15 protein-coding genes are annotated in these 13,212 nt (G+C 63.7%); 14 read left to right on the top strand and 1 reads right to left on the bottom strand.

The features are described from left to right. Window positions 1–66: 66 nt before the first annotated feature. A complete protein-coding gene (locus tag QM712_RS06390; protein ID WP_415022220.1) occupies window positions 67–987 on the bottom strand; it encodes an alpha/beta fold hydrolase in 921 nt (306 codons plus the stop codon). Window positions 988–1,156: 169 nt separating this feature from the next. Between QM712_RS06390 and QM712_RS06385 the strand changes: the two genes are divergently transcribed. The 14 genes from QM712_RS06385 (at window position 1,157) to paaK (ending at window position 13,173) form a co-directional block, all read left to right on the top strand. Next, the gene (locus QM712_RS06385; protein ID WP_415022219.1) at window positions 1,157–1,537 is read left to right on the top strand and encodes a hypothetical protein; all 381 of its coding nucleotides are present in this window, start codon (window positions 1,157–1,159) and stop codon (window positions 1,535–1,537) included. Continuing rightward, window positions 1,534–2,616 carry a PHA/PHB synthase family protein gene (locus QM712_RS06380; RefSeq protein WP_415022218.1) on the top strand — a complete coding sequence of 361 codons (1,083 nt, stop codon included), beginning with the start codon at window positions 1,534–1,536 and terminating at the stop codon, window positions 2,614–2,616. The genes QM712_RS06385 and QM712_RS06380 overlap by 4 nt, the downstream gene beginning before the upstream one ends. Further along, window positions 2,613–3,206 carry a GNAT family N-acetyltransferase gene (locus tag QM712_RS06375; protein WP_415022217.1) on the top strand — a complete coding sequence of 198 codons (594 nt, stop codon included), beginning with the start codon at window positions 2,613–2,615 and terminating at the stop codon, window positions 3,204–3,206. The genes QM712_RS06380 and QM712_RS06375 overlap by 4 nt, the downstream gene beginning before the upstream one ends. A 232-nt stretch (window positions 3,207–3,438) precedes the next feature. Further along, a complete protein-coding gene (locus QM712_RS06370; protein ID WP_415022216.1) occupies window positions 3,439–3,894 on the top strand; it encodes a phasin in 456 nt (151 codons plus the stop codon). Window positions 3,895–4,019: 125 nt separating this feature from the next. Further along, complete coding sequence (locus QM712_RS06365; protein ID WP_415022317.1) at window positions 4,020–5,303, top strand: DUF445 domain-containing protein; 1,284 nt, start codon at window positions 4,020–4,022, stop codon at window positions 5,301–5,303. A 185-nt stretch (window positions 5,304–5,488) separates the two neighbouring features. Further along, a complete protein-coding gene (locus tag QM712_RS06360; RefSeq protein WP_415022215.1) occupies window positions 5,489–6,259 on the top strand; it encodes an esterase/lipase family protein in 771 nt (256 codons plus the stop codon). 217 nt (window positions 6,260–6,476) lie between these two features. Next, window positions 6,477–7,343 carry a phenylacetic acid degradation operon negative regulatory protein PaaX gene (paaX, locus tag QM712_RS06355; protein WP_415022214.1) on the top strand — a complete coding sequence of 289 codons (867 nt, stop codon included), beginning with the start codon at window positions 6,477–6,479 and terminating at the stop codon, window positions 7,341–7,343. Between the two features lie 76 nt (window positions 7,344–7,419). Continuing rightward, complete coding sequence (paaA, locus tag QM712_RS06350) at window positions 7,420–8,412, top strand: 1,2-phenylacetyl-CoA epoxidase subunit PaaA (RefSeq protein WP_415022213.1); 993 nt, start codon at window positions 7,420–7,422, stop codon at window positions 8,410–8,412. A 10-nt stretch (window positions 8,413–8,422) separates the two neighbouring features. Next, entirely contained in the window at window positions 8,423–8,710 is a 288-nt protein-coding gene (gene paaB, locus QM712_RS06345) for a 1,2-phenylacetyl-CoA epoxidase subunit PaaB (protein WP_008136594.1), read from the top strand. 163 nt (window positions 8,711–8,873) lie between these two features. Continuing rightward, window positions 8,874–9,650 (top strand): 1,2-phenylacetyl-CoA epoxidase subunit PaaC, encoded by a 777-nt coding sequence (paaC, locus tag QM712_RS06340; protein ID WP_415022212.1) that lies wholly within the window; start codon window positions 8,874–8,876, stop codon window positions 9,648–9,650. Beyond that, window positions 9,644–10,147 carry a 1,2-phenylacetyl-CoA epoxidase subunit PaaD gene (paaD, locus tag QM712_RS06335; protein ID WP_415022211.1) on the top strand — a complete coding sequence of 168 codons (504 nt, stop codon included), beginning with the start codon at window positions 9,644–9,646 and terminating at the stop codon, window positions 10,145–10,147. The genes paaC and paaD overlap by 7 nt, the downstream gene beginning before the upstream one ends. A 72-nt stretch (window positions 10,148–10,219) precedes the next feature. Beyond that, entirely contained in the window at window positions 10,220–11,302 is a 1,083-nt protein-coding gene (gene paaE, locus QM712_RS06330) for a 1,2-phenylacetyl-CoA epoxidase subunit PaaE (protein ID WP_415022210.1), read from the top strand. Window positions 11,303–11,357: 55 nt separating this feature from the next. Next, window positions 11,358–11,807 (top strand): hydroxyphenylacetyl-CoA thioesterase PaaI, encoded by a 450-nt coding sequence (paaI, locus tag QM712_RS06325; protein WP_415022209.1) that lies wholly within the window; start codon window positions 11,358–11,360, stop codon window positions 11,805–11,807. A 34-nt stretch (window positions 11,808–11,841) separates the two neighbouring features. Beyond that, window positions 11,842–13,173, top strand: a complete 1,332-nt coding sequence (paaK, locus tag QM712_RS06320; RefSeq protein WP_415022208.1) for a phenylacetate--CoA ligase PaaK — start codon at window positions 11,842–11,844, stop codon at window positions 13,171–13,173. Window positions 13,174–13,212 lie beyond the last annotated feature (39 nt).

Below are 13,212 nucleotides of genomic sequence, written 5' to 3'. Positions count from 1 at the left end.
TCCGCCCGAGTTAAGACGGTAACCGGCAACTCACATGGTCACTGCGGGGAGACCGCCGGTGTCGGTCTACGCCGCCTTTGCGGCTGCGCCGTGCGCATGTTTGTCGATGGCGTCGATGATCTCGTTCCAGAAGCGCATCGGCAGGGCGTGGCCCATGCCGTCGATCATCAGGAGTTTCGCGCCGGGAATCGAGGCGGCGGTGTCCTGGCCGCCCTCGGGGCGCACCAGCGGATCGACCGTACCGTGAATGACGAGCGTCGGCGTCCTGACGCCTTGCAGCCGCTCCTTGCGGCTGCCCGAGGCGAGCACGGCGCGCAACTGCCGGCCGACGCCGGCAGGGTTGAGCCCGCGCGCGAAGACGCGTTCGGCGCGCTGCGGATCGAGCGCTTCCTCTTCGGGAAAGCTTCCGGCACGCAACACCTTCCACGTCTGGCCGAAGCGGACGATGAACTCCTCCTTGCTGCGTGGCGGGGGCGCCATCAGCATCGCGGCGGCCTCCCGCGTCGGCGGCGGCAAGCGTGGATTGCCCGTAGTCGACATGATCGAGGTCAGCGAGCGCACGCGCTCAGGAAACGACAAGGTCGCTTCCTGAGCGATCATGCCGCCCATCGACGCCCCGACCAGATGCGCCGACTTGATGCCGAGCGCGTCCATCAGGCCGATCGTGTCCCGGGCCATGTCGATCAATTTGTAGGTCGCGGCGGCGGGAATCTTCAGGAAGCGCAACTTCAACAGCTCGAGCGGGGTCAGCCGCTTGCCTCCGGTCAGGTGGCTGGACTTGCCGATGTCGCGATTGTCGAAGCGGATCACGCGAAAACCGCGTGCGGCCAGTTGCTCGCAGAACGCATCGTCCCAGTGGATCATCTGCGCGCCGAGACCCATGATCAGTAGCAGCGGCTCGGCATTGTCGTTGCCGAAAATCTCGTAGCAGATCTCGATGCCGTTGGCGCGGACGGTCTGCGGCGGCTGATGAGCAGAGGCATTCACGGGCGCGTTCCCTTGCTGCGGATCGATGCTGTATCGCACGGTTTCCCGCCGCGAAGAAGCCGTGAGCGCGTCAGCAGGGCCGCCGCTTGCCGGTTGACCGGCACCTCGCAACGGTGTGGTATGGCGGAAAATCAGGGCGCCAAGACCCTCGACAATCTGGAGGACGCCGATGACCGACAAGATCACAGATCCGGTCGCCTTGTGGCAGAAAATGGTTGGCGAGATGGAGAAAGGGTTCAACTCCTTCGCCACCAAGGCGATGGAGACGCCCGAATTCTCGCAGGCCGTGAACCGCGCCGGCGGCGTTGCTGCAGGTGCTCAGAAGCAGTTCGGCGACCTCATGGAGAAGTATCTGCTCTCGATGAACCTGCCGAGCCGCGCGCAGATGACTGGCGTCGCCGAACGGTTGCAGTCGATCGAAAATCAGCTCGGCGAGATCAAATCGATGCTGAACCAGATGTCGGCCGCGGCCGGCGGATCGCAAGCCGGGGCGGCGCCGCGGCCGCCGCGTACGAGGCGTCCACCTTCCGAAGGTGGAGAGCCCAAATGAATGCACCGACGGGACTTGATCTGGCATCGATCCCGGAGCGGATCCAATCCGAGGTGCAACGTGCCATCATGCGCAGCATCAAGGGCGTCGAGTATTTCTCGACCTCCGGCCCGACACTCGGATCAACGCCGAAGGACGTGCTGCATTCGCGCGGTACGATGAGCCTCTATCATTACCGGTCGATGTCGGACGAGATCTATCGCGTGCCGGTCCTGATCGTGATGGCGACGACCAACCGCGGCTATATCCTCGATCTCGTGCCCGGTCAGAGCTTCATCGAGTTCCTGCTCAAGCGCGGCTACGACGTCTACATGCTCGATTGGACCGCGCCGCGGCCGGAGGAGAAAAGCCTTCGGATGGAGGACTACGTCCTCGACTTCATCCCGGATTGCGTTCGCCGCGTGCAGCAGGATTCCGGCGAGCAGGACGTCTCGGTGATCGGCTATTGTTTCGGCGGCGTCTTGTCGCTGCTTTACGGCTCGATCTTTCAGGACGGGCCCATGAAGAACTTGATCTGCTTCACCACGCCGATCGATTTTCGCGAGATGAAGCTGTTCTCGAGCTTTTCCGATCGTCGCTATTTCGATGTCGACCGGCTCGTCGACAGCGTTGGCAACGTGCCGCCGGAGATGATCCTGTCGTCTTTCGAGATGCTGCGACCGGCGTCGCGCACGGTGAGCCAGATCCAGCTCTGGGACAACATCTGGAACGATGAGTTCGTCAAATCGTATCGCATGTTCGATCGCTGGGCGACCGACACGCTGCCGCTGGCCGGCGAATATTTTCGTACGATCACCAAAGACCTGATGTGGGACAACAAGCTGTTCAACGACACCATGTCGGTCGGGGGGCGCGCGGCGAGGCTCGCAAACATCAAGGTGCCGATCCTGCATGCGGTCGCCGAGCACGACCACATCGTGCCGTACGACGCCGCGAAACATCTGATCGCGAAGATCGGCGCCGAGGACAAGGAGGAGGTGATGCTGAAGGGCGGTCACGTCTCCCTGGTCGCCGGCGCCAACGCGGTCAAGCGGCTGTGGCCGAAACTGGACTCCTGGCTGGGGAAGAGGTCGACATGAACGGACAGCGTTCCTATCCGCGTCACATCAGGACCGACGCAGGCGACATCGAGATACGCCTGATGTCGCCCGCGGACGAGGCGGCGGTGCTTGCCTTCGGCAAGGGGCTGCCCAGCCACGATCTGTTGTTCCTTCCGCGCAACATCAGCGAACCGAAGGTCCTTTCGGCCTGGGTCAAGGAGATCGAACGTGGTGCGATCACGAGCCTGCTCGCGGTGAAGGACGGCAAGGTAGTCGGTTGCGGCACGCTGGTGCGCGATCCCCATTCCTGGTCGCCGCATGTCGGCGAGATCCGGATGGTGGTGTCGCTCGACGTGCGCGGCAAAGGGGTAGGGCGGGCGCTCTCGCAGGAGACCTTCGCGCTCGCGCTCGGTGCGGGTCTCGAAAAGCTCTCCGTCCAGATGACGGTGGACCAGCAGGCGGCGATCGCCTTGTTCGAGAGCCTCGGCTTCAAGGCCGAAGCGCTGTTGCGCGATCACGTCCGGGACGTCGACGGCAAGACCCATGACATCGTCGTGCTCGGCCACAACATTGCGCAGGTCCAGGCCCAGATGGAGGCCTATGGCGTACCCGGCGCCGTCCAGCACTAAGACCATAGGGCCTGGCTGGAAGGACCATCCAGCATGATCCCTATCGCGCCGGCCTGCTCATGGCCAAAGAGGCAGCGAAATGCCTCCCGTTAAGGCTGTTCACGGTTTCGTGATATCGCAGCGCAGCAATGATATTGCATTGCACAATTAACTATGCCATATAAGACGTGCCCCGGGCCAATGCGGACGGGGTGAGCCCATAGCTCAGACCAATGAGGATGGAGAGAACCCCATGACCACTGAAACGAATACCGCTTTCGAGGGCTTCAAGGACGCTTTCAAGAACATCCAGAACCTAGAAGTTCCCGAGGCTGCCCGCGAGTTCGTCAAGAAGAGCGCCAACACCGCCAAGGACCGCGCCGCCGAGGCTTTCGCGGGCTCCGAGCGAGTGACCGCCGCCGTCGAGAACGCGGTGACCGAATCCGTCGCCGAGGCCGGCAAGATCAGCCGCAACATCCAGCAGGCGATTTATGAAGACGCCGAGGCGTTCTTCTCGGGCATCGACAAGCTCGCTTCGGCCAAGTCGATCAGCGAAGCCGTCGAGATCCAGTCGGGCCTGCTCCGCGCCCGCGGCGAAGTGTTCGTCTCGCGCGCCAAGGCGACCGCCGACTATCTCGGCAAGCTCGCCGCCAATGGTGCGAAGTCCGCTCAGGACAACTTCACCAAGGTCTACAACAAGACCGCCTGATTGGTGCGCCGAGTTGAAAACTGAATTCTGAGGCCCGCTTCGGCGGGCCTTGTTTTTTGCGTCGCCGTCATTGGCTGCCGTCATTGCTTCGCTTCGTTCGCAATGATGGATAATGTGATGCGATGATGACTCCATCCGGCACCTTCTTCGACACACCAGGCGACGCCGAACGCGCGGCCGATCTGCGGCGCGTCAAGGCGCTCGCGACGCTGGTGCTGGCTTCGACGCTGGCATTGTTCGTGGTTGCGAAATGGCTTCTTCCCCTGCATCCCGTGTTCGGCTTCGTCGCGGCTTTCGCGGAGGCCGCAACCATCGGCGGCCTTGCCGACTGGTATGCGGTGGTCGCGCTGTTCAAGCGGCCGCTCGGCCTGCCGATACCGCACACCGCGATCATTCAGAGCAACCAGGCCCGCATCGCCGACAAGCTGGGCGAATTCATCCAGGTGCATTTCCTCGAGGCGGGGCCCGTCGAGGCCAAGCTGAAGGAGATCGACTTCGGCTCATTCGTTGCCGACTGGCTGCGCGATCGGAAGCGCAGCGACGATCTGGCGCGTTTCGCGCTGCGTCTGCTGCCGGAGGCTTTTTCCGCAACCGAGACGTCGGGCCTGATGACGTTCATCATCCGCCGGATGTCATCCCAACTCCAGGCCATCGACCTCGCGCCGCTTGCCGCCGGCACATTGCGTGGTTTCGTCGCCGAGGGACGGCACCAAGTGCTGTTCGACGATCTCCTGCGCGTGATGCATGACACGCTCACGCAGACAGAGACGATGGCGATGATCCGCGAGAAGGTGCGCGCGGAGCTTCCGACCCTGCTCAGGCTCTATCGCGCCGACAAGTTTCTCGTGAACAAGATCGTCGCCTCCGCCACGGCGTTCTTCGATGAAGTGCGAAGCGACCCGAAGCATCCGTTCCGCGACGAATTCGACCGCATGGTGCTGACCTTCGTCGACCGTCTCGGCACCGACCCGACCTATGTGGATCGCATCGATGGCCTGAAGCGGGATCTGCTCGCGCGTCCCGAACTCGCCGATCTTGCACGTACCATCTGGGCCAACACGCGCTCGTTCATCGAGCGCAGTGCATTGGGCGAGACGCAGGTGTTGCAGCATCATCTTGCGGGGATGCTGGTCGCGGCGGGCGAAGCGCTTGCCGGCGACGCCGAACTGCGCGGCGAGATCAACAATGGTCTGGTGACGGTGCTGCGCAGCTTCATCGCCGACCAGAAGAGCGGCGTGTCCACCTTCATCTCCGACCAGGTGAAGTCCTGGAACATGACCCAGTTGATTTCGCTGATCGAGATCAACATCGGCCGCGACCTGCAATACATCCGCTTCAACGGTTCGCTGATCGGCGGCCTCGCCGGGCTTGTGCTCTACTCCGTGGAATTCCTGCTCCGTTTGCTGTGACTTTTGCGTCACGCCTCCACGCATTAGCACCGGGGCCTATTGTCGCCCTGCGTCTCTCCCGCTTGAATGTCCGGAACCGGCCGCCTAGCTGATTCATGTTGCGCTGCGGAACGTTCGAGAAGCCGGCGTATTGGAATTATGCCCATCAGCCGGCGCCGCGACCGGCGCCTCTCGGGGAGACATTGATGACCGCAACTGCCCAGACGCTCCAACCGCCGTCCCGCACCCTGATGTTTCTGGAGGGGCGCGCGATCCACGAGTTCGGGGCATTCCTCGGCGCGCTGCCGCTGCTGAGCCTTGCGCCGCGTGGCGACGGACATCCGGTGCTCGTGCTGCCGGGCCTTGTGGCCTCGGACGCCTCCACGCGCGCGCTGCGCACCTTCCTGTCGGGCAAGGGCTATGCGGTGAGCGGCTGGCGCCAGGGCCGCAATTACGGTCTGCGGCCGGGCGTGCAGCATGCGATGGTCGATCTGGTCGAGGAACTCAACGACAAGCATGGCCGCAAGATCAGCCTGGTCGGCTGGAGCCTCGGCGGCCTCTATGCGCGCCAGCTGGCCAAGATGATGCCGGAACGGGTGCGCCAGGTGATTACGCTCGGCAGTCCTTTCGCCGGTGATCCCCGTTCGACCAATGCCTGGCGCGTCTACGAGTGGGTGAGCGGACAGAGGTCCGACGAGGTCGATCCGGAGTTCGGCGGCGAGCTCGCCGTACCGCCGCCGGTGCCGACCACCGCGATCTTCAGCCGCACTGATGGCGTCTGCGCCTGGCAGGGCTGCATGGAGCGGACGGGCGCCCAGACCGAGAGCATCGAGGTCGAGAGCAGCCATTGCGGCATGGGTCACCACCCCGCCGCCGTCTATGCGGTCGCCGATCGTCTCGCGCAGAAGGAAGGCGAGTGGCGGCCGTTCGACCGCAGCGGCTGGCGCAGCCTGGCGTATCCCGATCCACATCGGTGAGCGGGCCTTCTTCACCTCGCCCCGCTTGCGGGGAGAGGTCGGATCGCATCGGAGATGCGATCCGGGCGAGGGGGAGTTTCCGCGAGTCCGACTGTCACCATTTTTGCGGATGCAGCCCCTCACCCCAGCCCTCTCCCCGTAAGAACGGGGAGAGGGAGAGCAACAGCTTCGCTCCCGTCCATTGTCGCGCCCGCACCAAACGCGCTATGCCTCGCGCATGGCGCATCCGCTTTCCCGCATCATCGATCAGCTCAAGCGCGAGCCGTCGCGCACTGGGTCCATCGTCATCACCGTATTCGGTGATGCCATCGTGCCGCGTGGCGGCTCGGTGTGGCTCGGCACGCTACTGGAATTCTTCGAAAGCCTCGACATCGACAGCGGCGTGGTGCGCACCGCAATGTCGCGCCTTGCGGCCGATGGTTGGCTGACGCGTGAAAAGGTCGGCCGCAACAGCTTCTATCGCCTCGCCGAGAAGGGGCGCCAGACTTTCGAGGCTGCGACTCGCCACATCTACGATCCGCCGCTTTCCACCTGGACCGGCCGTTTCGAACTGCTCTTGATCGGCAATGGTGAGGACCGCGACGCCTCGCGCGAGGCGCTGCGCAACGCAGGTTTTGGCAGTCCGCTGCCCGGCGTGTGGGTCGCACCATCGGGTGTGCCCGTGCCGGAAGAAGCCGATGGCGCCATTCGCCTTGAAGTCTCGGCGGAGGACGACAGTGGACGTCGCCTGCTCAGCGCGAGCTGGCCGCTGGACCGCACGGCGGATGCTTATGTGAGGTTCATGAAGATGTTCGAGCCGTTCCGCGCCGCGATCGAACGAGGGACGGATCTGTCCGAGGCCGAGGCCTTCACCGCGCGCATCCTCCTGATCCACTGCTACCGCCGTGTCGTGCTGCGCGATCCGCTGCTGCCCGAGAGCCTGCTCCCGGCCGATTGGCCTGGCCTGGCCGCCCGCGAGCTCTGCGGCGAGATCTATCGCGCGTTGCTTGCGCCGTCCGAACAATGGCTTGATGGCCACGGAACCAACGAAAAGGGGCCGCTGCCGCCGGCCCGGAAGCTGCTGGAACGGAGGTTCGGCAGCTGATCAATATGTTACAGAAATATCTTGCATGAAGTAATTTCTGTTATATATTGTCTCCCAATAAATCGGGAGGATGCGCATGTATACGCAAGCGCTGAACGCGGCCGAGGCGGATGACCGCAGCCTCGAAGACGTGGCGAAGGCTGGACATTTCCAGGCGCGCATCGATGCCGAGGAGCGCATCGAGCCGAACGACTGGATGCCGGAGGCCTATCGCAAGACGCTCACCAGGCAAATCTCCCAGCACGCCCATTCCGAAATCGTCGGAATGCTGCCCGAGGGCAACTGGATCACGCGTGCGCCGACCTTGCGCCGCAAGGCCGCGCTGCTCGCAAAGGTGCAGGACGAATGCGGCCATGGGCTTTACCTCTACGCGGCGGCCGAGACGCTCGGCACTTCGCGCGAAGAGCTGGTCGACGCGATGCTCGCCGGGAAGGCCAAATATTCCTCGATCTTCAACTATCCGACGCTGACCTGGGCCGATATCGGCACGATCGGGTGGCTGGTCGACGGTGCCGCCATCATGAACCAGATTCCGCTGTGCCGCTGCTCCTACGGTCCCTATGCACGCGCGATGATCCGGGTCTGCAAGGAGGAATCCTTCCACCAGCGTCAGGGCTACGAGATCATGCTGACGCTGAGCCGCGGCTCGGACGAGCAGAAGGCGATGGCGCAGGATGCGCTGAATCGCTGGTGGTGGCCGGTGCTGATGATGTTCGGCCCGCCGGATGCGACGAGCCAGCACAGCGACACCTCGACGAAGTGGAAGATCAAGCGCTTCTCCAATGACGAGCTGCGCCAGAAGTTCGTCGATGCCACCGTGCCGCAGGCGCAATATCTGGGGCTGACCGTTCCGGATCCCGGCATGACGCAGGATGCCGACGGGCACTGGCGCTACAGCGAGATCGACTGGACCGAGTTCAAGCAGGTGCTCGCCGGCAATGGCCCGTGCAACCGCGATCGCCTCGCAGCGCGCCGCAAGGCGCACGAGGATGGCGCCTGGGTGCGCGAGGCAGCGGCCGCTTACGCCGCGAAGCGCGCACATCGCCAGACCGCACAAGCCGCAGAGTAGGGGGATCACGATGGCCACGCCGAACACGCCGCTGTGGGAAGTCTTCATTCGCAGCCGCAACGGTCTCGCGCACAAGCATGTCGGCTCGCTGCATGCGAGCGATGCCACCATGGCTCTTCAGGCCGCGCGCGACATCTATACTCGCCGGGGTGAGGGCCTCTCGATCTGGGTCGTGCCGTCGACGGCGATCACCGCGAGCGATCCGGCCGAGAAGGGCATGATGTTCGAGCCCGCGGAATCGAAGATCTACCGGCATCCGACTTTCTACGAGGTGCCTGAGGAAGTGGGGCACATGTAACGCGTTCTTCCCTCATGGTGAGGAGCCGCGAAGCGGCGTCTCCTGACGATGTTTCGCATCGCCGAGCAACCATGAGGCGCGGAATTTGTAGCCCATCCTTCGAGACGGCGCTTTGCGCCTGCTCAGGATGAAATCGGAACAAGTGGCAAGATGGATAGGACAGATGCCCGTCGCCAACATCGAGGTCTCCGAGACGCCGCTGGTGCTCTACGCGTTGCGCCGCGCCGATGATGCGCTGATCCTTGGGCACAGGCTCTCGGAATGGTGCGGGCATGCGCCGATGCTGGAGGAGGACATGGCCCTCTCCAACATCGCGCTCGACCTCATCGGTCAGGCGCGCGAGCTTTATACTTACGCGGCCAAGGCCGAAGGCCGGGAGAACGACGAAGACAAGCTCGCCTACCTGCGCGATATCAGGCAGTACCGCAATCTGCTGCTGGTCGAGCAGCCGAATGGCGACTTCGCCCGGACCCTCGTGCGGCAGTTCTTCTATTCGGCGTTCGTCGACCTCTATTGGCGCGCCATGATGGCTTCGCGCGATACAACGCTCGCGGCCATTGCCGCCAAATCGGAGAAGGAAAGCGCTTATCACCTGCGCCATGCGTCGGAGTGGGTCATCCGGCTTGGCGACGGCACCGAAGAGAGCCGGACACGGGCCCAGGCCGCGATCGACCACCTCTGGGCCTTTACCGGCGAAATGTTCGCCGTCGACGACGGCGAGCGGGCCCTGATTCATGCCGGTATCGCCGTCGATCCCGGACCCCTGCGCGGTCGCTGGATGACGACCCTCGACGATGTCACCCGTGAAGCGACGCTGGTGCTGCCGCAGAACGATTGGATGCAGCAGGGCGGCCGCTCCGGCCGCCATAGCGAACATCTCGGTCATCTCCTGAGTGATCTGCAATCGATGCAGCGCACCTTTCCGGGGCTGACATGGTGATTGTGCTGCAAAGCGAGGCGGAGTTGCGCCAGCGCGCTTGGGACGCGGCCGCGAGCGTCGTCGACCCCGAAATTCCGGTGCTGACCATCGCCGATCTCGGCGTGTTGCGCGATGTCGTTCTGGACAATGGCAAAATCGAAGTCGCGATCACCCCGACCTATTCGGGGTGCCCGGCCATGAACATGATCTCGCTCGAAATCGAGATCGCGCTGGAGCGTGCCGGCTTTCGCCAGGCAAAGGTGCGCACGGTGCTGTCGCCGGCGTGGACAACGGACTGGATGAGCGAGGAGGGCCGCCGGAAGCTGCAGGCCTACGGGATCGCGCCGCCGCAAGCCACAGGCTCGCGCCGCGCGCTGTTCGGTGAGCAGGTGGTCGCGTGCCCGCAATGCGGCTCGGCCAACACCGAGCTGCTATCGGAATTCGGCTCGACCTCCTGCAAGGCACTTTGGCGCTGCAAGGCCTGCTGCGAACCCTTCGATTATTTCAAGTGTCATTGAGAGACAAACGATGCCAATCCGTCGTCATTGCGAGCGCGATGACGACGGTGAGACCGGGATAGGATCTTTCTGATGTCCGCAGCCGCACCACGCTTCCACCGCCTGGCCGTCAGCGATCTCCGCCGTGAGGCGTCCGACGCGGTTTCGATGACGTTCACCATCCCCGGCGACCTCGCGGGCGATTACGCCTTCTCGCCCGGCCAATACCTCACGCTGCGCACGACGCTCGACGGTGAGGAGGTGCGCCGTTCCTATTCGATCTGCTCCGGCCCCGACGACGGTGAGATCCGTATCGCGGTGAAGAAGGTCGACGGTGGCGCGTTTTCGAGCTGGGCCGCGGAGGAGTTGAAATGCGGCGATGAGCTCGACGTGATGACCCCCACGGGGCGCTTCGGCGTGGTGCCGCCGGCCGACCTCGGACGCATCCATGTCGGTTTTGCGGCAGGCTCCGGGATCACGCCGATCCTGTCGATCGTCAAGGGCGTGCTGTCGCGCGAGCCGGATAGCCGTTTCTTCCTGTTCTACGGCAACCGCGCGACCGACAACATCATGTTCCTGGAGGCACTCGAGGAGTTGAAGGACCGCTTCATCGACCGGCTCTCGATCTTCCATGTCATCTCGGGCGAAGAGCAGGATATCCCCATCCTGCACGGCCGGCTGGACGGGGAGAAGGTGCGGGTGCTCCTGCGTTCTCTGGTGCCGGCCGCAAGCGTCGATCACGTCTTCGTCTGCGGACCGCTGGGCATGAGCGAGGAGATCGAGGCGACGTGCCGCGACATCGGCATTCCCGAGGATCGTATCCATGTCGAGCGCTTCGTCTCCGAATTCGGGGGCAAGCCACGGGCGAAGAAGGCCGTGGCACCCGATGCGCCGCCGAAGGCGATCGCATCCCTGATCATCGACGGCAAGCGTCGCGATGTCCCGGTCGCCGAGGACGAGGCAATCCTCGATGCCGCGCTGCGCGCCGGTGTCGATCTGCCCTTCGCCTGCAAGGGCGGAATGTGCTCGACCTGCCGCGCAAAGCTGGTCGAGGGCGAGGCGCCGATGGACATCAACTATTCGCTGGAGCCCTGGGAGCTGAAGGCCGGTTTTGTCCTGACCTGTCAGGCCAAACCCCGTTCCGAGCGGGTCGTGGTCGATTACGACCACGTTTGACAGCCTCCGGCATCCGGCAGAACATCAGGGATCGACATCCAACTCGGAGAAGTAAGTGAACGTCAAAGCAGCTCCGTCGCCCGAGGACGTTGCCCGCGCCTGCGCCGATGCAATGTGGGGCGAGGACGATGCCTCCAAGGGGCTCGGCATGGAAATCGTCGAGATCGGCCCCGGCTTTGCGACGTTGGCGATGACGGTGCGGCCGGACATGGTCAACGGTCAGCGGATCGCCCATGGCGGTTTCATCTTCACGCTCGCCGATTCCGCCTTCGCTTTCGCCTGCAATTCCCACAATGAGCGTGTGGTCGCGGCGCAAGGCCAGATTACATTCATCAAGCCGGGCAAGCTCGGCGACCGGCTCGTCGCGAAGGCGCGGGAGATCACCCGTGGCGGCCGCTCCGGAATCTACGACGTGCGCGTCACGGCCGGCGATACGATCATCGCGGAATTTCGCGGGCACTCGCGCGTCATTCCCGGCACCTGGCTGCCGACGCAAGACCGATAAAGAAAAGAACAGACAATGATGTGGGGAAACGAGGATGGCTCTGACGAAGCGCAAGGAAGGCGGCAACACCTATAGTGCCGAGATGGACGCGCACGAGCGCGCGTCGCGCGACGAGATCATGGCGTTGCAGACGCAGCGTCTGGGTTGGTCGCTGAAACATGCCTACGACAATGTCGCGCATTACCGCAAAGCCTTTGACAAGGCCGGCGTGCATCCATCCGACTTTCGCGAATTGTCCGATCTCGCCAGGTTTCCGTTCACGGCCAAGACGGATCTGCGCGACAATTATCCCTTCAACATGTTCGCGGTTCCCCGCGAGAAGCTCGTGCGCGTGCATGCCTCCTCGGGCACGACCGGAAAACCGATCGTGGTCGGCTATACGCAACGCGACATCGACACCTGGTCGGAGGTGATGGCGCGCTCGATCCGCGCTGCGGGCGGCCGCACCGGGATGATCATCCACAATGCCTATGGCTATGGCCTCTTCACAGGCGGGCTGGGCGTGCATTACGGCGCGGAAAAGCTCGGCTGCACGGTGGTGCCGATCTCCGGCGGTATGACGGAGCGGCAGGTTCAACTCATCAACGACTTTCGGCCGGACATCATCACGGTGACGCCGAGCTACATGCTGGCGATCCTCGACGAATTCAAACGGCAGAAGCTCGATCCGCGGCAATGCTCGCTCAAGGTCGGCATCTTCGGTGCCGAACCCTGGACCAACGCGATGCGCGCCGAAATCGAGGAAGCCTTCGATATGGACGCGACCGACATCTACGGCCTCTCGGAGGTGATCGGCCCCGGCGTTGCGCAGGAATGCATCGAGACCAAGGATGGCCTGCACGTCTGGGAAGACCATTTCTATCCCGAAGTGATCGATCCCGAGACCGGCGCGGTGCTGCCAGACGGCGAGAAGGGCGAACTGGTGTTCACCTCGCTGACCAAGGAAGCCTTTCCGGTGATCCGCTATCGCACCCGCGACCTGACGCGGCTTCTCCCCGGCACGGCACGGCCGGGCATGCGGCGGATGGAGAAGGTGACGGGACGTTCGGACGACATGATCATCCTGCGCGGCGTCAATCTGTTCCCGACCCAGATCGAGGAGGTGCTGCTCGCGACCGACTGGTGCGGCGGCCACTTCGTCCTGGAACTGACCCGCGAGGGACGTATGGACGAACTGACCATCATCGCGGAGGCGCGCAGCGAGAGCTGGGACGGCCGGGGGCTCGTCGACCACGCCGATCGGATATCCACCCACATCAAGAATACGATCGGGATCAGCTCGAGGGTGAAGGTGGTTGCGCCCGCCACGCTGGAGCGCTCGCTCGGCAAGGCGAAACGGCTCTACGACAAGCGGCCGAAGGATTAGCTCTCAACCCTCAGGGGTGGGGAGGCGGTTGACTTGACC

Origin of the sequence: Bradyrhizobium sp. (assembly GCF_047605465.1) — a bacterium.
Classification (GTDB): domain Bacteria; phylum Pseudomonadota; class Alphaproteobacteria; order Rhizobiales; family Xanthobacteraceae; genus Bradyrhizobium.
The sequence above is the reverse complement of the archived record's forward strand: the minus strand, read 5'-3'. Positions and strand labels throughout refer to the sequence as shown.